This is a genomic window from Paenibacillus sp. EKM206P (assembly GCF_011066155.1).
Classification (GTDB): domain Bacteria; phylum Bacillota; class Bacilli; order Paenibacillales; family Paenibacillaceae; genus Paenibacillus; species Paenibacillus polymyxa_D.
The window spans coordinates 44,192-66,297 of the sequence record NZ_JAAMNQ010000019.1 but is presented as its reverse complement, the minus strand read 5'-3'; the positions used below and the strand labels follow the sequence as shown (position 1 = coordinate 66,297).

The 22,106-nt window shown below is 44.9% G+C and carries 21 protein-coding genes; 9 read left to right on the top strand and 12 right to left on the bottom strand.

Annotated features, from left to right (window positions below; all coding sequences use genetic code 11):
- Positions 1–386: 386 nt before the first annotated feature.
- The 5 genes from G9G53_RS24480 to G9G53_RS24460 form a co-directional block, all read right to left on the bottom strand.
- Positions 387–1,757 (bottom strand): NCS2 family permease, encoded by a 1,371-nt coding sequence (locus G9G53_RS24480; protein ID WP_165150799.1) that lies wholly within the window; start codon positions 1,755–1,757, stop codon positions 387–389.
- A gap of 222 nt (positions 1,758–1,979) precedes the next feature.
- Complete coding sequence (locus G9G53_RS24475; protein ID WP_165150797.1) at positions 1,980–2,369, bottom strand: nuclear transport factor 2 family protein; 390 nt, start codon at positions 2,367–2,369, stop codon at positions 1,980–1,982.
- A gap of 40 nt (positions 2,370–2,409) precedes the next feature.
- Positions 2,410–3,348 carry an NADP-dependent oxidoreductase gene (locus G9G53_RS24470; RefSeq protein WP_029515744.1) on the bottom strand — a complete coding sequence of 313 codons (939 nt, stop codon included), beginning with the start codon at positions 3,346–3,348 and terminating at the stop codon, positions 2,410–2,412.
- Positions 3,349–3,367: 19 nt separating this feature from the next.
- Positions 3,368–3,838 (bottom strand): MarR family winged helix-turn-helix transcriptional regulator, encoded by a 471-nt coding sequence (locus tag G9G53_RS24465; RefSeq protein WP_039270704.1) that lies wholly within the window; start codon positions 3,836–3,838, stop codon positions 3,368–3,370.
- Between the two features lie 114 nt (positions 3,839–3,952).
- On the bottom strand, positions 3,953–4,798 hold the full coding sequence (locus G9G53_RS24460) for a LysR family transcriptional regulator (protein ID WP_165150795.1): 846 nt from the start codon (positions 4,796–4,798) through the stop codon (positions 3,953–3,955).
- A gap of 130 nt (positions 4,799–4,928) precedes the next feature.
- On the opposite strand from G9G53_RS24460, the gene G9G53_RS24455 reads away from it, so the two are divergent.
- Positions 4,929–6,059 carry a Gfo/Idh/MocA family protein gene (locus G9G53_RS24455; RefSeq protein ID WP_165150793.1) on the top strand — a complete coding sequence of 377 codons (1,131 nt, stop codon included), beginning with the start codon at positions 4,929–4,931 and terminating at the stop codon, positions 6,057–6,059.
- A 148-nt stretch (positions 6,060–6,207) separates the two neighbouring features.
- On the opposite strand, the gene G9G53_RS24450 is transcribed toward G9G53_RS24455, so the two are convergent.
- Both G9G53_RS24450 and guaA read right to left on the bottom strand, forming a co-directional pair.
- The gene (locus G9G53_RS24450; protein WP_165150791.1) at positions 6,208–6,825 is read right to left on the bottom strand and encodes a peptidase E; all 618 of its coding nucleotides are present in this window, start codon (positions 6,823–6,825) and stop codon (positions 6,208–6,210) included.
- 393 nt (positions 6,826–7,218) lie between these two features.
- Positions 7,219–8,757: a glutamine-hydrolyzing GMP synthase gene (guaA, locus tag G9G53_RS24445; protein WP_013308777.1), complete on the bottom strand. Its 1,539-nt coding sequence runs from the start codon at positions 8,755–8,757 to the stop codon at positions 7,219–7,221.
- Between the two features lie 145 nt (positions 8,758–8,902).
- Here guaA and G9G53_RS24440 point away from each other — a divergent pair, with 145 nt between their 5' ends.
- Positions 8,903–9,559, top strand: a complete 657-nt coding sequence (locus G9G53_RS24440; protein ID WP_165150789.1) for a DedA family protein — start codon at positions 8,903–8,905, stop codon at positions 9,557–9,559.
- A gap of 6 nt (positions 9,560–9,565) precedes the next feature.
- Here the strand turns inward: G9G53_RS24440 and G9G53_RS24435 are convergent, their stop codons facing one another.
- A complete protein-coding gene (locus G9G53_RS24435) occupies positions 9,566–10,789 on the bottom strand; it encodes an MFS transporter (RefSeq protein WP_165150787.1) in 1,224 nt (407 codons plus the stop codon).
- Positions 10,790–10,944: 155 nt separating this feature from the next.
- Between G9G53_RS24435 and G9G53_RS24430 the strand changes: the two genes are divergently transcribed.
- From G9G53_RS24430 to G9G53_RS24410, 5 genes are read left to right on the top strand one after another with little or no spacing between them, the layout of a single operon-like run.
- Entirely contained in the window at positions 10,945–12,486 is a 1,542-nt protein-coding gene (locus G9G53_RS24430; RefSeq protein WP_165150785.1) for a spore germination protein, read from the top strand.
- Positions 12,483–13,691, top strand: coding sequence for a Ger(x)C family spore germination protein (locus tag G9G53_RS24425; RefSeq protein ID WP_165150783.1), 1,209 nt, complete (start codon positions 12,483–12,485; stop codon positions 13,689–13,691). The genes G9G53_RS24430 and G9G53_RS24425 overlap by 4 nt, the downstream gene beginning before the upstream one ends.
- 5 nt (positions 13,692–13,696) lie before the next feature.
- Positions 13,697–14,806 carry a GerAB/ArcD/ProY family transporter gene (locus G9G53_RS24420; RefSeq protein ID WP_165150781.1) on the top strand — a complete coding sequence of 370 codons (1,110 nt, stop codon included), beginning with the start codon at positions 13,697–13,699 and terminating at the stop codon, positions 14,804–14,806.
- Positions 14,807–14,835: 29 nt separating this feature from the next.
- Positions 14,836–15,072 carry a hypothetical protein gene (locus tag G9G53_RS24415; protein ID WP_025718028.1) on the top strand — a complete coding sequence of 79 codons (237 nt, stop codon included), beginning with the start codon at positions 14,836–14,838 and terminating at the stop codon, positions 15,070–15,072.
- A 17-nt stretch (positions 15,073–15,089) separates the two neighbouring features.
- Positions 15,090–16,205, top strand: coding sequence for a GerAB/ArcD/ProY family transporter (locus G9G53_RS24410; protein ID WP_165150779.1), 1,116 nt, complete (start codon positions 15,090–15,092; stop codon positions 16,203–16,205).
- Positions 16,206–16,273: 68 nt separating this feature from the next.
- Here G9G53_RS24410 and bcp read toward each other — a convergent pair whose 3' ends face one another.
- From bcp to G9G53_RS24390, 4 genes are read right to left on the bottom strand one after another with little or no spacing between them, the layout of a single operon-like run.
- Entirely contained in the window at positions 16,274–16,750 is a 477-nt protein-coding gene (gene bcp / locus G9G53_RS24405) for a thioredoxin-dependent thiol peroxidase (RefSeq protein WP_165150777.1), read from the bottom strand.
- A 42-nt stretch (positions 16,751–16,792) separates the two neighbouring features.
- Positions 16,793–17,581, bottom strand: a complete 789-nt coding sequence (locus G9G53_RS24400) for an ABC transporter permease (protein ID WP_025718032.1) — start codon at positions 17,579–17,581, stop codon at positions 16,793–16,795.
- Between the two features lie 4 nt (positions 17,582–17,585).
- Positions 17,586–18,380 (bottom strand): ABC transporter permease, encoded by a 795-nt coding sequence (locus tag G9G53_RS24395; protein WP_025718034.1) that lies wholly within the window; start codon positions 18,378–18,380, stop codon positions 17,586–17,588.
- The gene (locus G9G53_RS24390) at positions 18,373–19,413 is read right to left on the bottom strand and encodes an ABC transporter ATP-binding protein (protein WP_165150775.1); all 1,041 of its coding nucleotides are present in this window, start codon (positions 19,411–19,413) and stop codon (positions 18,373–18,375) included. Before G9G53_RS24390 ends, G9G53_RS24395 begins: the two co-directional genes overlap by 8 nt.
- Positions 19,414–19,516: 103 nt before the next feature.
- On the opposite strand from G9G53_RS24390, the gene G9G53_RS24385 reads away from it, so the two are divergent.
- Positions 19,517–20,638, top strand: a complete 1,122-nt coding sequence (locus G9G53_RS24385) for an LCP family protein (protein ID WP_165150773.1) — start codon at positions 19,517–19,519, stop codon at positions 20,636–20,638.
- Between the two features lie 83 nt (positions 20,639–20,721).
- Positions 20,722–22,038 carry a glutamate-1-semialdehyde 2,1-aminomutase gene (locus G9G53_RS24380; protein WP_274386683.1) on the top strand — a complete coding sequence of 439 codons (1,317 nt, stop codon included), beginning with the start codon at positions 20,722–20,724 and terminating at the stop codon, positions 22,036–22,038.
- Positions 22,039–22,106: the final 68 nt, after the last annotated feature.

Here is a 22,106-nt window from a genome sequence, read left to right as displayed (position 1 = left end):
AATATCTCTTGTTTGATTTTGCGAACAAAATCGTTTTACTCACTCGTTGTTCAGTTTTCAAAGATCAAACATTCTTTATCCATTGATTCAGCTCGTCGCCTCGTCAACTCTTATAATATACCATGTCCGAACCAACTTTGCAAGCATTTTTTGAAAAACTTTTTTTGTAACACTCGCTCGCAATATTGTATTTCTTGGCCGGAATTAGAATATACCATATACACATCCCGTTTGCAAGCATTTATTATGTGAAATTCATAATACTTTATTTATTATTCATTTTCCTTCTATATAATAGCTCCGTTGTATCTATCTGCGTCTAACTACAAACAAAGAACCTCTTCCCTTAAGCAACAGGAAGAGGTTCTTTGTTTTATATCTACTAATTACTCAGAGCCCATAAAGGCAAAGCGGATCACTACAATAATAGCAAGCACCCACATGAGCCAGTGAATTTTAACTTTATTGCTGGTAAACAGATTACTGAACACAGCCAGCACAACGTAAGACAAAATACCAGCAGAGATACCATTCGCGATTCCACCTGTGAAAGGCATCAGCACGATAGTCAAAAATGCAGGAAACGCCAACAGGAAGTTGTCCCAGTCAATGTTACGAACCTGACTCATCATTAGGACCCCAACGATAATCAGAGCTGGAGCAGTAGCAGCAGAAGGCACAACCAGAGCCAACGGTGCAATAAACAGGGCCAACAAGAACAGAACACCTGTCGTTACAGCAGTCAGTCCGGTACGTCCGCCTTCTTCTACCCCTGCGGAGCTTTCTACGAATGCTGTAATCGTACTTGTACCCAATACAGCACCGGTACTTACGCCAACAGCATCCACCAGCATCGCTTTACCGATAATTTTCTCGCCTTTTTTCTTATCTTTCATTATACCCGCGCGAGTAGCTGTACCTACCAAGGTACCGAACGTATCAAACAACTCTACAAATGTGAAAATGAAAATGATATCAAACAGACCAATATGCAAAGCTGCTTTCAAGTCTAACTGGCCTACAGCCAAATTACTGAAATCAGGAATCCAGTTGCCTGTTGTCAAGCTACTCAGATTCGTTACTCCCATCGGAATACCGATTAATGTAGTAGCTACGATCCCAATCAGCAATGCACCTTTAACCCGAACGACCATCAGTACTGCGATAATAAGCAATCCGATTAGGGCCAGCAGTGCATCCTTTTGATGTACCAGACTTCCCAAAATTAAATTAAAAGCATGACCCGGAACCGGTTGACCAACATCTGTCCCTGGAACGATACTCACCATAACCAGATTACAAAGCTTGAAGCCGACAATCGTAATAAACAAGCCGATACCCACTGTAATAGCTGTCTTTAAATTTTCCGGAACCGCAACAAGCAGCATCTGTCTTACTCGTGTCACGGTTAAAATCAGAAAGACGATACCGGATATAAATACAGCGCCAAGTGCCGCTTGCCAAGTAATCATGCCATTAGAACTCAGGACTACAGTCATAAAATAAGCATTCAAGCCCATACCCGGCGCCATGCCGATCGGCACATTAACGAATAACCCCATCAGGATGGTAACCAAACCTGCACCTACGGCCGTCGCAAAAAAGACAGCTTCACTGGGCATACCTGCTCCAGTCGGACCTAAAAAGGTATTGTTGACCACCAAAATATAAGCCATGGTCATAAAAGTAGTAATCCCCGCTATAATTTCTGTGCGGACGTTCGTGCCATGTTCCTTTAATTTAAAGAAACGCTCCATGAGTCGTAATTCCTCCTACGCAAAGCATACTCGTATTGTTGTCGTTCGTTTGAAGTAATATTCGCATTCAATGCGCTATATTATTACATTCGTTATTTTAGGCTCTCACCTACTGCTTGTCAACAGAAAAAGCGAATGTTACAAATTAAACATATATGTATTGTTCGGAAAATATAAAACCCGCAAGCTATTATGCAGCTAACGGGTTATCATTTAAGGGAATCAGATGTTTTTGTACTTATCAAATGCATTCGCTGTGTCTGGGATATTCTCCAGATAAACGATCTTACCTTCCGCATCCAGCCGGGCCTTGTCCACTCCAGTAAGTGTATAAACTTCGCCTGTTGCTTTTTTACCACACACTGCCCATTTGGTTTGATAGGTATCAGGTTCTCCGGGTACAGGTTTCCAACCTTCATACATATGCTTGATTTCGAGCGATCCCTCAAAGAACATATTCAAGAAGCTTTTCCAACTGTTCATACCTTGTTTTCGATCACCATTCAATACAAACTCAATCTTCTCAGAAAAAAGGCTAATTAATCGTTCTCTACTCTTCTCGTCATCTTTTGCTAAATCATAGTAGTGAAAATAATCTTCTAAAATCTTCATCGTGCGCAATTCCATTCGTGCTGTATATGTGTATTCATCCTTATGAGAAGGTTATTGCAATTTTTCCAACAGCATGGTGGGTTTCGCTTAAAGCGTGTGCATCATATAAGCCTTTTTGCGAAAAAGGAAACGTCGCTCCCACTACCGATCTTACTTTCTTTTGCTCCAATAGGTCGGCAATTTCCTGCAGTTGCTGTCCGTTGGGCTCCAGCCATATATTTTTGGCCGTTACGTTGTACTCCTTTACCAGCTCTTCGTCAAAATTGCTCACAATGGATATGATCCGTCCAGTGCCCCTTTTCATTACCTTAAAGCTATTCTTCTGAACATCCCCGCCCATCGTATCGAACACCACGTCCACATCAGATAAAACTTCCTCAAAACGAGTTGTGTGATAGTCAATGATTTGGTCGGCTCCCAATGAAGCAAGCAATTCATGATTACGCTCACTGGCTGTAGTAATGACATAGGCTCCGGCTTGTTTGGCAAACTGGATAGCAAACATGCCTACGCCACCTGCACCTGCGTGGATTAATACTTTTTCCCCTTTGGTCAGTTGACCATGTGTAAAAAGCGCCTGCCAAGCAGTCAACCCCGCCAAAGGTACAGAAGCGGCTTCCTCCCAAGAAATTGAGGCAGGTTTACGCGCCAACAGGTGATCATCCACCAAGGTATACTCGGCATAAGTACCGAACCGTGTGGTGTCCGGGCGTGCAAACACTTCATCTCCCACTTTCCAATCGGTGACCTCGCTGCCTACTTCCGAAATAGTGCCGGCTACATCCCAGCCTAAAATAATCGGGAACTCCCAATCCATCATTTGTTTTAAGTAACCTTCACGCAACTTCCAGTCAATTGGGTTGATGGAGGTAGCCGCCACTTTGACTACAACCTGATGAGCCAGTGGTGTAGGAGTGGGCACTTCTCTTTCTTTCAATTCATCCTTGCTTCCATACTGATCTATAACGATGGCTTTCATATTCATTTCCTCCTCACATTTATATATTCTTCACATTGTTAGACATACGCTGTAGTACATCTGTCAAAGCCACAATTTCCTCATCTGTAAACTTACATAGCAGCTTTTCCTGGAAGGCTTGTCTTTGCTCTGACAAAACTTGCAGCTCTTGAACCCCTAATTCGGTCAAACGTATATAGGTCACACGCTTATCCTGCTCTTTTTTACTACGTAAAATCAGACCTTCCTCTTCCAGCCTTCGTAGATGTCGAGTCACTGCTGCACCATCCAGAACGAGCAGATGTTGGAGCTCTAGCTGGCTTAGTTCCTGACGATGGTCAATATGATACAAAATTTCAACCTTGGTAAAACTGGTTTTTAACTGTGCTTCAAAAGCGTTATTCATTTCTTTACACAAAAGATGCATGCGATAAAACAACTGACTTTTTTCAGAGCAATGTTCGATGACAAACCATCCTCCTAATACTTGACCTATCAATTGATATATCAAGTATTATACACCCTCACTAAAAATAAACAAGTCCTGAGACAAGTCTATATAGACAAATCCTACAATTCAAGAATACTCAAGCTAAACAAATAGCCTGAGCATTCTTGAATTGTATTAGATCGTATTATTGATTTCGATAAATTTATGTTCAATCGCTGTCATTTCGTGATTTGGCCGGGTTATTAAATATGTATCCATGTAGCCAAAGGCTGGGGGAGCGGGCAAATAGGATGTTACTTTAAATTGCCGCGCCAGCCTTTTGGACATGAGGGTGATTCCCATTCCCATCAAGGAAAATTGTACCATCGTTTCAAACACACCAACCTCCACAACCTCGCCATGGGTCAATTGCATGTCCTGATACATCTTCTCTAAATACGTGAGGTACAGGCAGCCATCCGACAATATGATAATAGACGCTCCTTGGAGTACCTGTTTAAGATCCGAGCCTTCATGTATGCCTTTCCCCACCAGCACCAGCTCTTCACGGCATATTTTTTGATAATGAATATACGGGTTGGTGGGATACCCCGTAACAAAAGCAATATCGAGCTCGCCGTCGAGAATCAATCGTTCCATTTCCGTGGTGGTTCCGGTTTTTAATGTAACCGAGGCCTGCGGGTACAGCTCGTATACCTTCGTAAGCGCCCTTGTTGTTTCCCCCGCAACAATGGACTGCATCGTACCGATGCGCAGCTTTTCCTCCTGCGGTCTCATTTTCATCTCCGTGTCTTGCCACAGCAACAACATTTGCTTGAACTGAGCATATAAGATTTCTCCTGCAGGTGTCAGCTCCATACCCCGGGGCTTTCGGTAAAATAACGCTGTGCCGTAATGGGCCTCCAGCTTCTTTATTTTAGCCGTCATATTCGATTGCAGATGATTCAGCTTTTGGGCAGCTTCTGTCAGGCTTCTCAGCTCTGCCACCGAAACAAATGCCTGCATATTTTCAATATCCATCCCTTCACCTCCCATCAAATAAAATGATACCTATATCATAAACAAGCATTATTATTTATGAGTTAAGTGTATTATATTGACCTTGGACGCTACTTTCCACCCTCATTTAAAAATTAGGAGGTATGGCAACATGGTAATAAAGAAGATTCGTGCAGGTATCGTAGGAGGTTCGATGAATAATAAATGGGCTAGTCAAACGCATATTCCGGCGTTGCTCAAGCACTCAAACCTGGATATCACTGCCGTCGGCACCTCCCGTATGGAGAGTGCACGACAAAGTGCAGAAGAAGTAGGTGCGGCACTGGCTTTTGATGATGCCAAAAAGCTCGCAGCTTCCGAGGATGTGGACATGGTCGTGGTGAGCGTAAAAGTTCCCCATCATTATGAGGCGGTGATGGCGGCAATTCAAGAGAGAAAGCATATTTTTTGTGAATGGCCCTTGGGGGCAAACACTGCGGAAGCTGCTGAAATGGTCGAGGCGGCGGCACTGGCAGGCATTCATCATACCGTCGGCTTGCAGGCACGGCAGGATCTTGAAGTGCAAACGATGAAAAAATTGGTGGAGAGCGGAGAGATTGGTGAAATTCTATCCTGTCATATGCAAGTAGCTACTTCCGGCAAAGGTGGACAAGTAAATCAGGACACTGCTTATTTGCTGAACAGAGCCAATGGCGCTAATCTGCTGACGATTAACGGCGGGCATTCTCTGGATGCGCTGCAATACATCGTTGGCGAATTCCGCGAGCTATCGGCCATCACATCATCTCGCTATAATGAAGCCACTATTCAGGAAACGGGTGAAGTCATTTCCAAGGATACAGCCGATCAGATTCTGATTCACGGACTATTGGAAAAGGGGGCGCCGATATCCGTTCACATTCAGGGCGGAGTGAATTCTAAGTTTGAGATAGAGATTCAGGGGAAAAGGGGTATTTTGCGATTGACACAGAATCCTTCGCTTGGGCATGTTCAATTTGGGAATCTGACGCTCGAAAAACTTGCGTACGATCCAAGCAGTACGCAGAGTCATGGTCCTAATGGGGCGTTTGAACAAATAAGTGTAACTGCTGAGCCTGATGGCGGACTGGATTTTCCAAAACAAGGGGTAACCCTGAATGTAGCCAAGGCTCATCATGTATTTGCCGAGGATATTTTGACGGGCACCCGTCTCGCTCCTGATTTCAACCACGCCTTAAAGCTGCATCAGCTACTGGATCGCATCGAGGAATCGGCTGCAACCGGGAAAAAGATTGTATGGTAAGGTAGAATTATAAAAAAAGAACATTCAGCACCACGATACATGTGGAATTGAATGTTCTTTATATTGTAATCAGTTTAAAATCCTACCCCACTCGATGGTGGTAATGCAGTGGACTTCCCTCCAGAAAAATTGCCTTTTTTTAATGAAGTCATGTGTTCTCAACTTTTATCCTGTCACCTTCAACCAAAATAACTTCCGCGTTGCTGATTGGATATAAATTTAATTGGCTGCCATATTCCTCAATGATGCTCTCCACCGCTTTTTTAAACGGGATGTTCGTATGGTGGGGGACTGGGTAGAATTCAATGATCCCGAGCGCAACAAAGGAATCCAAAACAGGCGCTTCCTGCACATTGTCCATAAGTCGGGCATATTCGATATTCGGTGATAAAATCATCGAACCTGCCGATTCACCTATGTATAACTTCCCTGCATTAACTTCATCAGCAATGATTTTGTCAGCCCCGGTTCTTTTTAACTCTTGAAGTAAATAAAATGTGTTGCCTCCGGTAATATAAATATAGTCATTTCCTCTAATTTTACTCTCTATTTCATTCAATGGTGCTGTGCTGATTTCGATTTCATCCACGACTAATCCTAAATTCTCTAATGCTTTTTTCCCTGAATTCACATAAAACTTAACTTTCTCTGGAATACTCGCGGTTGGGATGAAGGTGACTTTTTTTCCTTCTAAGTTTTCACCAGCGAAATGGACTAAGCATGGTGCAACATCCTTAAATGAGGACGATAGAAATAATTTTTTCATCTCTTTATTCTCCTTAGAACAACGTTTAATGAAACGAGATATGTAACACTTTAATCTAGGTACATTATAAAATATATTAGTATCAAAACATGACACCATTAGAGCATGACATGAAAAAGAGGTGAACGTTTAATTTCATACTTGATTTAAGCTATTTATAGCTTGAATCTAATAAAACCATATAAAAAAGGAGATACATTACCATTGAATAATATCTCCTTTTTTCAACTTCATATTCCGTTTTGCAACAACAAATGACTTCATATCCCGTCCTTGCTTGCCCCCGTAAAAAAGACTCCAACCGCATAGCGATACTTCGCCGATACGGAGGAGTCTTGATGTTGTATTGGTAAATCTTAAAGGTTCGTAGTTACAGGGCGGGAGTTCCCGCGTTTATTCCCACTCAATCGTTGCTGGTGGTTTGGAAGTAATATCGTACACGATACGATTCACGTTATCCACTTCGTTTACGATACGAACGGAGATTTTCTCCAGCACATCCCAAGGAATACGCGCCCAGTCAGCAGTCATACCGTCGATGGAGGTTACTGCACGAATACCTACAGTGTAAGAATACGTACGAGCATCGCCCATAACGCCAACACTCTTCATATTCGGCAAAGCGGTGAAGTATTGCCAGATTTCCCGGTCCAGACCGGCTTTAGCAATCTCCTCGCGCAAAATGTAATCCGACTCACGAACAATCGTTAGCTTGTCCTCTGTCACTTCACCCAGCACACGAATGGCAAGACCCGGACCTGGGAATGGTTGACGCCATACAATCTCAGCTGGCAGTCCACATTCTTCGCCGACTTTACGCACTTCGTCCTTGAACAGGGCATTCAACGGTTCGATCAGCTTGAACTTCATGTTCTCCGGCAAACCACCCACATTATGATGGGATTTAATGGTCTGTGCCGTTGCAGTTCCGCTCTCTACAATATCCGTATACAGCGTACCTTGTGCCAGGAAAGTAAAATCGTCGAATTGAGAAGATTCTTCCTCGAACACATAGATAAACTCGTTACCGATAATTTTACGTTTTTGTTCCGGATCATCGACTCCTGCTAGCTTGGACAAGAAGCGCTCACGTGCGTCAATTTTGACAACTTTCATATCAAATTTACCAACGAACGTCTCCATTACACTTTCGGCTTCACCTTTGCGCAGCAATCCATGGTCTATGAACATACACGTCAGTTGGTCACCGATCGCTTTGTGAATAAGCATCGCTACAACGGAAGAATCCACGCCACCACTTAAAGCACACAATACTTTTTTGTCGCCTACCTGTTGACGAATCTCGCGAATCTGATCTTCAATGAACGACTCCATGGTCCAGTTGCCTTCACAACCGCACACTTCATACAGGAAGTTGCTGATCATCTCGTTACCTTGAACGGAATGACGTACCTCTGGATGGAATTGCACCGCATACAAATTCCGCTCCAGGTTACTCATCGCGGCAATCGGCGCACTCTCTGTTCCTGCATCCAGTGTAAAGCCGGTTGGCAGATCTGTTACGTGATCCCCATGGCTCATCCATACGGTTTGGCGAGAATCCAGTCCTTTAGCCAAGCGGGCATCCTGATTGAATTGCACGTCTGCTTTGCCATACTCACGCTTGCCCGCACGTTCTACCTTACCATCCAGTTGGTGAGCCATCAGCTGCATGCCATAACAAATACCAAAGATAGGAATGCCCAGGTCGTAAATTGCCCGATCCACCTGAGGAGCATTGTCTGTATATACGCTGGAAGGTCCGCCTGAGAAAACAATCCCTTTTGGAGCCAGCTCTCTCAGCTTCTCCGCAGGCGTATTGTATGGAAGGAGCTCGCTATATACGCCGAGATCCCGAATTCTTCTTGCGATTAACTGGTTGTATTGTCCTCCAAAGTCGAGAACTACAACGATTTCATTAGGCTTATTCATTACCGTGCCTCCCTCAATTGTTCGTTTCATTATACGCAACGATAAAACAAGACGTCAAGAAATCAACCGGAGTTGAGCGGGCATAAAAAGATTGTTAAAATGAATTGATTCTAAAATACTCAATTTGTTCGTAGGAGTGTAAACGATGGATGTGCTGAAGTGGATCGCGCAATTGTTCGAAGAATACGGCTACGGCGTCCTTTTTTTCGGCTTGCTGCTTGAGTTTATTGCTTTACCATTTCCCGGGGAAACCACAATGGCATACGCGGGATATCTTTCCTATGCCGGTACCCTGGATTTCAGTAAACTGGTGCTCCTAGCTTTTTTGGGCACAACCCTCGGTATGACTATTACCTACTTTATCGGAAAGTGGGCTGGACTCCCCTTTATTCAGAAATATGGTAAATGGGTTTTGTTATCGCCGGACAAGCTTCAGAAAACACAAAAATGGTTTCAACGATATGGATACTGGCTTATTTTCCTTGGATATTTCATCCCCGGTGTCAGGCATTTTACCGGTTATTTTGCCGGAATTATTGCTCTTTCTTTCCGTAAATTTGTCTTGTATGCTTACAGCGGTGCTTTATTCTGGGTCATCCTCTTTCTAAGCATCGGCAAGCTGTTTGGTCCCCAATGGGATGCCATTTTCCATTTGGTAGAGCTGTATGCACTGCGAATTGCGGGAGTCGTTGGGTTCATAATCCTGCTGTATATGATTTACCGGTGGAGAAGCTTCCTATTTAGCTCGCTACGCAAATCCGAAAAATCGGTGAAAACCAGCAACAAGGATGACACGAAGTAATCACACTCATGCTGCCTTGCGGCTACGAGTCCTTGCATAATACATCAAAATCACGATAGATATCACAATAAACCCCGCACCTCCAGCCAAACCCAGCATACGCGGCTCCATCATTTCAATCGCCACCCCTGCTCCAAACATAGACAGTCCGATGATACCTTGGCTCCACGCCGTCAGCATGCCCAACAATGGACCCTGTAAATACAATGGGGTCTCCCGCATTAATAATGTATCCAGACAAATGGCCCCTACCCCGCCAGCCAACGAAATTAAGAAGTAAATAGCAACCGCCGCCCATGCGTGATAAATACCGCTTAATCCCATAAGTAAAATTCCCTCCAACAAAAGGCATACCAGTCCTCCCTTCAACAAAGAACCACTGAATAAATGTCCTATTGCATAGCTGGCAACCAGACCCGCGCCCAAAGCGGCGTAAAACAATCCGATCCCGGCATCGCCCAGCCTGAATTCCTGCACTGCATATACACTAATCAGAACATTATCAATGCCATTGAGCATAGGAACCAGCAACTCAAATGCAATAACAACCTGGAGAGGAACAGATGAAAGGATACAGTCCAACATTCGTGATCTGCTCCGGTTTGAATCTAACAGCGAAGGAGTTTGATGTGTTTTAACATAGGAATCCTCCCTGCTTATTTTCTCCTTCATGACAGGTGGAAATGCAATATTGCGATCGATCATAGCTGCGGCAAAAAAACTTGCTGCGTTCAATATAAATGCAGCTTGTGGTCCAAAGAGAGCAGATATGATGCCTCCGGCAGCAGCACCAACAACCAGCACCAGCCCGCTCATCACCTGCTCAAGACTGTTCACCTTCAATAATTCGGAGGGATGAACAAGCAGCGGAATGGACGATTTACGAGCAGGAGCATACAAAGCTTCTCCGCAGGCTAGCAGGGTACTGACTCCATAAATGATCCATATGTCCTCAGGACTATGAATACTTAAAAAGACAAGGGCTGCCAAGCCTCTGAAAAGATCCGTAGTCATCATAAGCACTTGCCGGGATATACGGGTAATAAGCACGCCCGCCGCAGGTGACAGGACTAAAAAAGGAATCATCCGCAATCCCAGCATGATACCCACACTGAATCCCGAACCGGTAAGCCGATAAATTAAAGCCAACAAAGCGATCTGACAGAATCGGTCTCCTATTCCGTTAATGATACCTGCGGCAAATAACTTCCTGTATTGCCTATCTACCATTTTAATCAACTCCGATACTTAGGATTCATTTATTATATATCAATCTAATTAGTTACATATCTAATTTATAAAAATCGCTCTATAATCGCAAGGCATAAATTCATATATTAAGAGCATACTAAGCCAACAAACTCCAATATCGGAGGATTTTACGTATGCCAAATCAGAATAAAAGTTGTCCACTTACTCATGTGTCCTCTAACTTGAAGGATAATGTGAATCATATCGAAAGCTCCTTTGGAAACAGCGGAGATGTAATCATTAAAGAGCTATTATGGATGCAAAAATGGCCAGCAGCTCTATTTTATATTGATGGTCTGATCAACACTCAATTGCTCCATGATTCCGTTCTCCGTTCATTGATGCGAGTAAATGAACATCATGTACCGGAGGGCGCAGAACCATTCGACTATTTGAAGAATCAAGTTTTGATTGCAGGTAACTCAGGTAGTGTGGACGAAATGGATGCCTTATTCAACCAGATGCTATCTGGCGGTATTATCATTTTGCTGGACGGATACGCAAAGGGCATATGGATTGATGCGGTCGGTTGGGAGGATCGCAGTGTTAGCGAACCCCAATCCCAAAGTGTCGTACGGGGTCCAATGGAGGCTTTTACCGAAAATTTACGTACCAATACCGCTCTAATTCGTAGGCGAATCCGCGATCCGCGCCTGTGGATGGAAACAAGACAGATCGGTCAAGTCACTCATACCAATGTGTCCGTGATGTATATCAAAGGAATTGCTGACGAAGGGGTTATTCAGGAACTGAGAGAACGTTTGGACCGAATTGATATTGACGGAATTTTGGAAGGGGGTTACATCGAAGAGGAAATTCAGGATGAATCCTTCACCCCATTTCCCACCATTTATAGCAGCGAGCGCCCGGATTCGGTCGCTGCCAGCCTGTTGGAGGGCCGAATCGCTATCTTGGTGGACGGGACCCCCTTTGTACTGTTGATACCCGCATTGTTCGTTCAATTTTTCCAGTCGGCAGAGGATTATTACCAGCGTGCTGACATCAGCACTTTGCTGCGTTTGCTGCGTTTCTTTGCCTTTTTTATCGCTTTGCTTGCGCCGGCAGTTTATATCGCGGTAACTACCTTTCATCAAGAGATGATTCCTACAAACTTATTGGTCAGTCTCGCTGCACAAAGGGAAGGCGTACCGTTTCCGGCTTTTGTCGAGGCGATGCTTATGGAAATCACCTATGAAATTTTGCGTGAAGCCGGGGTGCGTATTCCCAAGACTGTCGGACAAGCTGTCTCCATTGTAGGCACGCTGGTCATTGGACAAGCGGCTGTAGAAGCAGGAGTGGTCTCGGCGGCTATGGTCATTATTGTCTCAATCACAGCGATCTCCAGCTATGTTATTCCAGAAAACGGCCTGTCGATAGCGGTTCGTATTATACGCTTCGCCTTAATGATGCTAGCCGCAGCCTTTGGGCTTCTTGGAATATTGATGGGGTTAATCGTACTTTTGCTACACTTGACCAGTCTGAGATCCTTTGGAGTATCTTACATGAGCCCGTTCGGTCCCTATGTGGAAAGCGATATGAAAGATACGCTGTTTCGCTTACCCTGGCCTCATATGACGAAGCGTCCTCAATCCATCTCTACCCAAAATACGATCCGCCAAAAAACGAAAAAAAGACGGATCGGCAATAAATCTAAAACCAGAAGGGATCAACGATGAAGCAGACCATACATTTGTTCTTCGTCTGGGGACTGATTGCATTACTGTTAGGTGGTTGCTGGGATCGCACGGAATTAAATGAGCTAGGCATCGCTATTGGGATCGGGGTGGATATGGAAGGAGACCAGTATCAGGTAACCGCTCAGGTGGTCATTCCTTCTGCTGTAGCTTCCAAATCTTCACCAAGTGCAGGCTCTCCAGTCGTTACTTATCAGGCCACTGCACCCACGATTCAAGAGGCCATTGAAAAAATGACGAATACAAGTCCGCGCTCCATTTATTTATCTCATATTCGTATGCTGATTTTAGGTGAGGAGTATGCGAGAAAAGGGATTGCTGATGCGATTGAAGCCATGATGCGAGAGCCTTTTACAAGAAGTGACTTTTATATTGCGATAGCCAAGAATAACAAGGCTTCTACGATGTTAAAGATCCCAACCCCATTGGAAAAGTTGCCGGCAAATAAATTATTTGCTTCGTTAGATACCTTAACCAAAACCTGGGCTCCTGCCACCAAAGTAACCATGGATCAACTTCTTAGCAATCTGGTTAATCCCGACATCCAGTCCACTCTGCCCGCATTGGAAGCTGTGGGAGATATAGAGTCGTCCAATGAAAAAGGTATGGATGCCACCAAAAGCATATCGCCTGGAACCATATTGCGGTTTTCGGGTAATGGTGTATTCAAAAAAGACCGATTGCTGGGATGGATCAATGACCTTGACAGTAAAGGGCTCAGTTACATCAGTGATAAAGTGGAGTCTACAACGGGGCACACCGATTGTCAGGGTGGGGGTAACATTGCCCTATTAACCTTGAGTAGCGACACTCAAAAAAAAGTAATCATTCGTGATGGAGAACCTGTTATCTCCATATCCGTTACCAACAACAGCACAGTACGAGAAGTCAACTGCCAGCATATGAAGCTAGACAGTATGGACGATATTAAAGAAATTGAAGCCGCAAGCAATGAAAAAATTGTTGAAATTATGAAACATTCCGTAGAGACCGTTCGACATGAATTTAAGTCAGACATTTTCGGCTTTGGTCAACTGATTCACCAGTCCAAACCCGAGCTTTGGAAAAGACTAAAAGAAGAAAAAGAAAATCCATTTATGGACTTACAGATTGAATATAAGGCACAGACAAAGATTAAAAAAATTGGTTCCTTGTTTGAATCATTCCAAAAACAAATGAAGGAGTGAGCTGGGTGGAGGAGAAAGGGCGTATCAGCATCAGAAATATAGCCGTACTCGTATTTTTGAGTATTATCGGAGACTGCGTATTGGTGTATCCCTCCCTCATTACAAGCATATCCAAGCAGGATGCCTGGATCAGCTCATTCCTAAGTATCCCAGCAGGATTGGCTGTATTACTGCTACTCCTGCGGGTACATCAGCTATATCCTGATCTCACCTTTATTCAACTCTGCCAGCGAATTCTGGGTCCGTGGCTAGGCGCCCTCATCTCGATATGGTATTTGTTCCACTTATTGATGAATTCCGCGATTTATTTAAGAGAGGTCGGGGATTTTATGAACAGCCAGACTTATGTTATGACGCCTCTGCCTGTTATCAATTTACTCTTAATTCTTGCGCTTATGTGGGGGATGTATATGGGATTGGAGCCTATTGCGCGTACGGCTCAAATCTTATTACCATTATGCTTGGCTTTCACTTTGTTTTTAATCCTGTGCTTGCTTCCCCAATGTGAAAGTCAGCAGCTTAAGCCTATGCTGGAGCAAGGTATTCCCAAGATTATGGAAGGCAGCCTATTTGCACTGTCCTATCCATTCGGAGAATTAGCTTTTTTACTCATGATTTTTCCCTATGTGAGCAAAAAACCGGGTCTAAAAAAATCGGTTTTGCTAGCCGGACTTACTGCTAGCGTTCTGTTAAGCGTACTACTCTTGGTTTCTCTCATGGTTCTGGGCCCTTTTGTAACCGAACATAGTGTGTATACCTCTTATACACTATCTAAAAAAATCAATATAGGGAATTTCTTACAGAGAGTTGAATCCATGATGAGCATAGCCTGGATTATCACTACCTTTGTTAAAACCATTTTACACTTCTATGCCTTTACCTTAGGAATGACTCAGCTACTGCGATTAGACAATGTACGGACCTTTCTGGGCCCTAGCTTTATGATCCTATTTGGTCTGATTATCGTCTCGGCACCCAACATTACTTATTATCTGGATACGATCGTCCACGCTTGGATTTATTGGGATTTGACGGATTCCGTTATCCTGCCTTTACTGCTGTTTGTCGTATACAAGTTGAGATCGAAAGGCAATCATAGCCTGGGATCTAGTTGAGCCTCACCCTCAAAGGAAGGAGCATCGACATGCTGATTACCACTATTATTATCTGTATCGCTCTAGCCATTGCTGCCAAAGATTTGCCAGGCTTGTACCGAAAGCATCGCTTTAAGGATATGTTCGTGTACATCATTATGCTCGGATTAGGCACATGGCTTAGTGTCCTTGCGGCCAAATCAGAGGTTACGCCAAGCCCGCTGGTTCTGATTGAAATCATCTATAACCCTGTTAACGCTTTTGTGTCACATGTATTTGGCTTTTAGAAGGGAGGCAGCCACAAATGTCAAAAAAAGAACGTATCAGTGTTCGGCAAGTGACTGTCCTTATGTTTATGTGTTTAATCGGGGATATGCTCTTAATTTATCCGACTATGATTACACATATTGCTCATCAGGATGCCTGGATCAGCTCTATACTGTCCATACCGTTAGGTTTAATTATTATTTACGTGCTCCTTCGTGTTCATGAACTCTACCCGGGCCTTACACTTATTGAAGCGATCCGTAAAATTTTCGGGCCCGTATTCGGAACCATTGTCTCCTGCTGGTATTTGTTTTATTTTTTAATGAACACCGCTCTTATTGCTAGAGAGGTAGGCGATTTCCTGAATAATCAGTTATTTGTACAAACCCCTCTGCGTGTCCTGCTCGCTATGGGAATATCCCTAATGGTGCTTACTGCGCTAATGGGAATTGAAGCTTTCGGTCGTGTTAGCGAGATGCTATTACCAGCATATATATTAATCTTCTCTGGTCTGATCCTTGGACTCCTGCCACAAATCCAGCTTTCTAATGTACGGCCTGTTTTGGAAAACGGGTTAGCTCCTGTTGCTAAAGGAATGGTTCCAGGCACGGCTATGCCTTTTGCCGAAATGTCTATTATGCTCATGGTTTTTCCTTATGTAAACAAAAAAGCCCATTTTAAAAAGGACATGTTGCTTGCTTCCCTTATAGGCGGAATCGTGATTAGCCTGTTTCTGCTGCTCTCCCTTCTTGTGATTGGGCCCTTTGTGACCAATTACAGTCCATACATTTCTTCTGTACTCACGACAAAAATTAATGAATTGAATTATATTACACGCGTTGAATCGCTTGTTGCTTTAACCTGGGCACTTGCTGCCTATTTCAAAGGTGTTCTTTTCTTTTACGCGTTTACTTTCGGAACAACCCAGCTATTCCGAGTTTCTAATATCCGCCCCTTTGTCATCCCCGTAGGAGCGCTTGTGTTTGGCATGACCATTTTGATAACCCCAAATGTGTTTTATTATGTAAGAACTCTTGTTTATCCCATGTCTACCTGGCATTATACAAACGGCTTGATCATTCCGCTTGTTTTATGGGGTGTTTATCTCTGCAAGCAAAGGTGGAAGCATCGACAGAACATATCCAAAAATTAACAAAAACCTTTTGAAACCGATGCTTAAAGAAGCATAATCCGATTCCAAAAGGTTTTTTTGTTCTTCACTTAGGCCATATCCTGAATGTATGCCAGCGCAGCATCAATATGCCCTTTCACCCTTAAACCACGCCATTCATGAACTAAAATTCCATTTTCATCAATAAGGAACGTAGACCGAACAATACCCATGTACTGTTTGCCGTACATCTGTTTTTGCTGCCATACACCATACGTCTCAGCGACCTGATGCTCTTCATCAGATAACAACTGAAAAGGGAGTCCATACTTTGCAATAAACTTGTCATGCTGCTTGAGTGGATCTGGGCTTATCCCCAAAATCACCGTGTTCAAGCCTTCAAACTCCGTATGTTTATCCCGAAAATCACAAGCCTGGGTCGAGCAGCTAGAGGTCAAATCCTTGGGATAGAAATACAGCAACACCCTATTGCCTCGATAATCAGACAGCTTGACACTCTTTCCTTCACTCCCAGGCAATTCAAAATCCGGTGCCGCTTGTCCAATAACGGTAAATGCCGCGGACATCTCATCATCTCCTATCTTGTGGGGGTTCTTATATAACCTGACCTATGAGCCTGCCCCTCTGTAGCGGCGAATTCCCCAGTTCCATGCCAGTAAGCCCAAGGTCAGAAAGACAATTCCCATCACAGGAGTTAAGAGCGCCATATGGCGCATGTCCTCTCGGTGAAGGAACAGGGAGGCTGGATATACGCCAACAAAAGCAAACGGTAGTATCCAAGTCAGCACAACCTGAATGGCTCGGTTATAGATCGTTACTGGATAACGTCCGTAGCCCTGAATATTGTACATGAGCGGAATAATTCCTGTCGGCGCATCCGAAAAAAACGAAAGGGAAGTCAATATGGTGTATATCCCCGTATAGATCGCCACGGCACTTAGGCTCAAAATGATCAGCGCCGGTATGAACCACCACTCCATAGCCAAGTCCATCTGTGCCCCGCTGATCCCCATAATAATCAGACCGATCACTGAGCCGACCAGTGCGGGCGGGTCCACATTTTCAAGGAAAATCTGGAACAGATTATACGCAGGACGGGTCATTACCCGGTCGAGTTCACCTTTTACAATATAACGCTCGCTAAAGTTCCAAAGGTTGACGAAACAGCTGAATAGTCCGTAAGGAACCATGAAAAATCCATAAACGAACACGACTTCATTTTCACTCCAGCCACCCAAACTGTCTGTGTGCATAAAAATAACCAGGATAAAAATAAGATTCGTGGCCTGAAACAGCAGATCTGAAATCACTTCTACCCAAAAGTCGGCCCGATAGGTGAGCCGTGACTTCATGTAATTTTTTAAATATTCGCTAATGAGACCCAAATAGTACATCATCGGCTTACCCTCCCTGCACGAACAGACGTCTGCGCGCCAGTCGCCAAATGATGATCATCGGCACGAGCAGAACGACCAGCCAAATGATTTGGATACCCAGTACATTCCAAATGCCAACGCCTTTTACACGTCCCGTAAATACAGAGCCCGGCAAATAGGTAATCGCCTGAAACGGCATCCATTGGGCGATTGTCGCCAGCCAGCCTGGGAACAAACTGATTGGCAAAATCAACCCGGAAAACAGATCTACAACTACGCGCTTCATACGCATCATGCCCTCATTATTTTCGATAAAAAAGGCCGTTAATCCCGTAATAATATTAATCTGAGTGTTGATCATAAAGCTAAAAAAAAGCATGACCAGAAAACCAACCCAGGCTACCGGATCCGTGGGAAGTTTCACCGGAAATAGCAGCAACGCAATCGCCATACCTGGAATCATAAACAACAGAAAACGAAACATTCCCTCGCCGAGTCCTTGCATAAATTTAACAAGTACATAGTTATAAGGTCGGATCATCTGAATTGCAATGCTTCCATCACGAATATCCGTCGATATCTCGCGATCCAGATTGTTAAAATAAAAGGCTCTCGCCATCCACGATACGGCTACATACGTCGTCATCTGAGCAGCGGTAAAGCCTCCAATGCTACCCGCATCGCCATATATCGCTTTGTATGTGAAATAATACACGCCAATATTCATGCAATAAATAAGGATTCCTGAATAATAGTTCACACGATAAGCCAGCATCGTGAGAAATCGGATACGAATAAAATCGGTGTATACGCTAAGCATGAACTTTGGCCTCCACTACCGGATTGCCCTGGCGTTCAGCCGAGCCAGACTGATAGATACTGCGGACGATATCATCCGTGTTGGTTTCAATGATTTTGATATCCGTAATGTCCGTGCGACCGACTACGCAAGCGAGCACATCCGATACATTAATATGAAGAGGAATCCATACCTTGGCAGCCAAATCATTATCCACCGTCCAAGCCAATGGCATATCAGCAGTCCATGCCTGTAATTGCTCCAATTGGGTCGATGTGCCGAACTGGAACCGTACTTCTCGACCTGTACCCCAACGCGCCTTCAGATCCTCAAGACCACCATCATAGATGATATTCCCATCATCCAGCATAATGACGCGCGAGCACAGCGCTTCAATATCCTGCAAATCATGGGTTGTCAGCAAAATAGTCGTACCGTAATCCCGGTTCATGTCCTTTAGAAACTCGCGGATTTCGGACTTTACCATAATATCGAGCCCAATGGTCGGCTCGTCCAGAAAAACAATAGACGGATTGTGCAGCAAAGCTGCTACCAACTCACAGCGCATCCGTTGCCCGAGACTAAGCTTGCGTACCGGGCGGCTTAGCAGATCCTGCAATTGCAGCCTCTCCACCAGCTCATCCAGCCTGCGTTTGAAGTCAGTAGCCGGAACCTGATATACTTTCCGCAGTAGCTGAAAAGACTCGATCACACCGATGTCCCACCAAAGCTGGCTGCGTTGACCGAAAACAACACCAATGTTGCCTACAAATTTCTCGCGCTCCTCATAGGGGACATAACCGCCCACCTTGAGATGTCCCGATGTCGGCACGAGAATACCTGTCAGCATCTTAATCGTGGTGGATTTTCCAGCGCCGTTCTCACCGATATAACCGCATATTTCCCCTTGTGGAATACGGAAGGAGATATCTTTGACCGCGGCCACCTCGTTGTATTCGCGGGCGAATAAATCAAGGAAGGCGCCTTTTAGGCCCTCGCGATTTTTTTGAACCTTAAATGTTTTGCGCAGATCCTGCACATCAATTGCCAGCATGTTATACCTCTCAATCAGGATTTGTAAAATCCATAGTTAAATTGATTGTGCTCCAAAAAGAAATTATAATGTAATGAACTGAAAAGCGAAAGGGAGAGCATCCATGACAAGCAGAACCAAAAGGACGATATGGTCGGTTCTAGCCCTGGTTATCGTCGCGATTATCGGCTTTGCCGTGTACTATTTTACATCTATTTATAATCAGCTGGATAATCTGCATAAAGAGGGTGCTAACTCCCCCTTCAAAAATGTAAAGCAGGTCGATCAGGTTCGTACGCCAGAACCGCCCAAGTGGGAAGGTACCGATATGGTCAATATTTTGCTAATGGGTGTCGATGGGCGCGGTATCCAGAAAGGGGAAGTCCCCCGATCAGACAGCATGATGGTCGTGTCACTGGACCCCGTCAAGAAAAAAATCCACCTGTTCTCTATTTTGCGTGATACGTACGTGGATATTCCCGGTTACGGAAAAAATCGAATTAATACCGCCATTACTCACGGACCTAACACAGCCATGAAGACGGCTGGCGATCTGTTGGGCATCCCGGTGCAATATTACGTGTACACGGATTTCCAGGGCTTTATCAAACTGGTGGATGCCGTAGGCGGGATTGATTTTGAAGTGGAAAAGGATATGCATTATACAAGTAATGCAGATAAACATCAGTACGACATTGATTTGAAAAAGGGTATGCAGCATCTGGATGGCAACACGGCGCTTCAATATGTGCGGTTCCGCCACGATGCGATGTCCGACTTCTCCCGATCAGGACGGCAACGCGCATTTTTGGAGGCCGTAGCCCAGAAAATGCAGACCACGACTTCCATCGCCAACCTGCCGAACATTTTAGAGCAGGTTAACCCGTACATCGACACAAATCTCAGTGTTAACGATATGTGGAAGCTGGCGAATGTGGGGTACCAAAGCAACTTTGCAGGCAGTGAACAGGTTCCACCGATGAAGATGCTCGGAGAAGAGAATGTGGGCGGCGCGGCAGTTCTTACTGTCCGCGATCCGGAAGAACTGAAAACGTATGTGCAGGATATTTTTAATAATCCACCCACACAAACACAGGAACAAAATAAGGATCAGACCGAAACAAAACAGCCAGACAGTGCATCGTCTACCAAGACGGATAAAGCTTCTTTTACAGGGGGCAGTAAAGCCAGTGATGAGAATGCTTCCAAACAATCAACAACAAAGACAGGTCAAAAAGAGCTATAATGATGTATGCAGGGGCAGCCGTGAACGCTGCCCTTTGGCGTGTGTATACCCTATTTTAATGAACGGAAAGGAAGTTTTTGATGATGAAACGGGAAAACTCCGAAGCACTATATAAAGAAGCCCTGGAGCATATTGTCGGGGGCGTTAACAGCCCTTCACGTTCCTTTAAAGCTGTGGGCGGCGGTGCTCCAGTATTCATGAAACGCGCCCAAGGCGCTCATTTCTGGGACGAGGATGATAATCGGTATATCGATTATTTGGCGGCCTACGGCCCTATTATTACCGGACATGCTCACCCCCATATTACCAAGGCGATCAGCGAAGCGGCCGCGAATGGCGTATTATACGGAACCTCAACGGTATTGGAAATCAAACTGGCCAAGATGCTGAAGGAAGCCATTCCTTCTATGGACAAGGTCCGGTTTGTGAATTCCGGCACAGAAGCAGTCATGACGACGATTCGTGTGGCACGGGCTTATACTGGGCGGAACAAGATCATCAAATTTGCCGGCTGCTACCATGGTCACTCGGATCTGGTACTTGTAGCTGCTGGCTCTGGACCTTCTACACTGGGCATACCTGACAGTGCAGGCATTACAACCAACATTGCGAGCGAGGTCATTACTGTGCCATTCAATGACCTCGACGCGTTGCGCCAAGCTTTGGAGCGCTGGAGCGACGATGTGGCGGCAGTCATGGTCGAGCCTATTGTCGGTAATTTCGGCATGGTTATGCCGCAGCCCGGTTATTTGGAAGGGTTGTGCTCCATGGCGCGTGCGAACGGCTCACTCGTCATTTATGACGAGGTCATTACCGCATTCCGATTCCACTTCGGCTCTACCCAAACGTATGCAGGTTTGGACAACCATGATGCGATTCAGCCAGATTTGACCGCGCTGGGCAAAATCATGGGTGGTGGTCTGCCAATTGGTGCCTACGGTGGCAGCAAGCAGATCATGGAGCAGGTTGCCCCACTCGGCCCGGCTTATCAGGCGGGTACGATGGCAGGCAACCCGGCGTCCATCTCGTCAGGCATCGCCTGCCTTGAAGTCCTTCAAGGAGAAGGCGTGTATGAAGAGATGGAACGTCTGGCTGTGAGGCTGACGGACGGTATTCAGTCCTCTGCCGAACGCTATGGCGTGCCATTGACGATCAACCGTATTCGTGGAGCGTTCTCGACGCATTTCTGTGATCATCCGATCACGAACTACGCGCAGGCGCAGGATACGGATAGCGAAGCGTTTGCATCCTTCTTCCGTCACATGCTGGATCGCGGTATTCATCTGGCACCATCCAAGTACGAAGCCTGGTTCCTCACAACAGCGCATACGGACGAAGATGTAGATGCTACGCTGGAAGCAGCGGACGATTCGTTCCGGGCGATGTCACAAGGGAAGTAAACCCAGCAGTAAGTGATAGAATATGAATTTTGATAAGAGCTGGAAGTAGTCTTAGGGAAGGGTATTCG

Coding starts and splice junctions, on each gene's coding strand:
- bcp (WP_165150777.1), bottom strand. CDS start 16,750: ATGTCCGCGGCATTTACCGTTATTGGACAAGCGGCACCGGATTTTGAA.
- G9G53_RS24430 (WP_165150785.1), top strand. CDS start 10,945: ATGCCAAATCAGAATAAAAGTTGTCCACTTACTCATGTGTCCTCTAAC.
- G9G53_RS24450 (WP_165150791.1), bottom strand. CDS start 6,825: ATGAAAAAATTATTTCTATCGTCCTCATTTAAGGATGTTGCACCATGC.
- G9G53_RS24385 (WP_165150773.1), top strand. CDS start 19,517: ATGACAAGCAGAACCAAAAGGACGATATGGTCGGTTCTAGCCCTGGTT.
- guaA (WP_013308777.1), bottom strand. CDS start 8,757: ATGAATAAGCCTAATGAAATCGTTGTAGTTCTCGACTTTGGAGGACAA.
- G9G53_RS24475 (WP_165150797.1), bottom strand. CDS start 2,369: ATGAAGATTTTAGAAGATTATTTTCACTACTATGATTTAGCAAAAGAT.
- G9G53_RS24470 (WP_029515744.1), bottom strand. CDS start 3,348: ATGAAAGCCATCGTTATAGATCAGTATGGAAGCAAGGATGAATTGAAA.
- G9G53_RS24460 (WP_165150795.1), bottom strand. CDS start 4,798: ATGGATATTGAAAATATGCAGGCATTTGTTTCGGTGGCAGAGCTGAGA.
- G9G53_RS24380 (WP_274386683.1), top strand. CDS start 20,722: ATGAAACGGGAAAACTCCGAAGCACTATATAAAGAAGCCCTGGAGCAT.
- G9G53_RS24480 (WP_165150799.1), bottom strand. CDS start 1,757: ATGGAGCGTTTCTTTAAATTAAAGGAACATGGCACGAACGTCCGCACA.
- G9G53_RS24410 (WP_165150779.1), top strand. CDS start 15,090: ATGTCAAAAAAAGAACGTATCAGTGTTCGGCAAGTGACTGTCCTTATG.
- G9G53_RS24395 (WP_025718034.1), bottom strand. CDS start 18,380: ATGCTTAGCGTATACACCGATTTTATTCGTATCCGATTTCTCACGATG.
- G9G53_RS24425 (WP_165150783.1), top strand. CDS start 12,483: ATGAAGCAGACCATACATTTGTTCTTCGTCTGGGGACTGATTGCATTA.
- G9G53_RS24435 (WP_165150787.1), bottom strand. CDS start 10,789: ATGGTAGATAGGCAATACAGGAAGTTATTTGCCGCAGGTATCATTAAC.
- G9G53_RS24415 (WP_025718028.1), top strand. CDS start 14,836: ATGCTGATTACCACTATTATTATCTGTATCGCTCTAGCCATTGCTGCC.
- G9G53_RS24390 (WP_165150775.1), bottom strand. CDS start 19,413: ATGCTGGCAATTGATGTGCAGGATCTGCGCAAAACATTTAAGGTTCAA.
- G9G53_RS24440 (WP_165150789.1), top strand. CDS start 8,903: ATGGATGTGCTGAAGTGGATCGCGCAATTGTTCGAAGAATACGGCTAC.
- G9G53_RS24400 (WP_025718032.1), bottom strand. CDS start 17,581: ATGATGTACTATTTGGGTCTCATTAGCGAATATTTAAAAAATTACATG.
- G9G53_RS24455 (WP_165150793.1), top strand. CDS start 4,929: ATGGTAATAAAGAAGATTCGTGCAGGTATCGTAGGAGGTTCGATGAAT.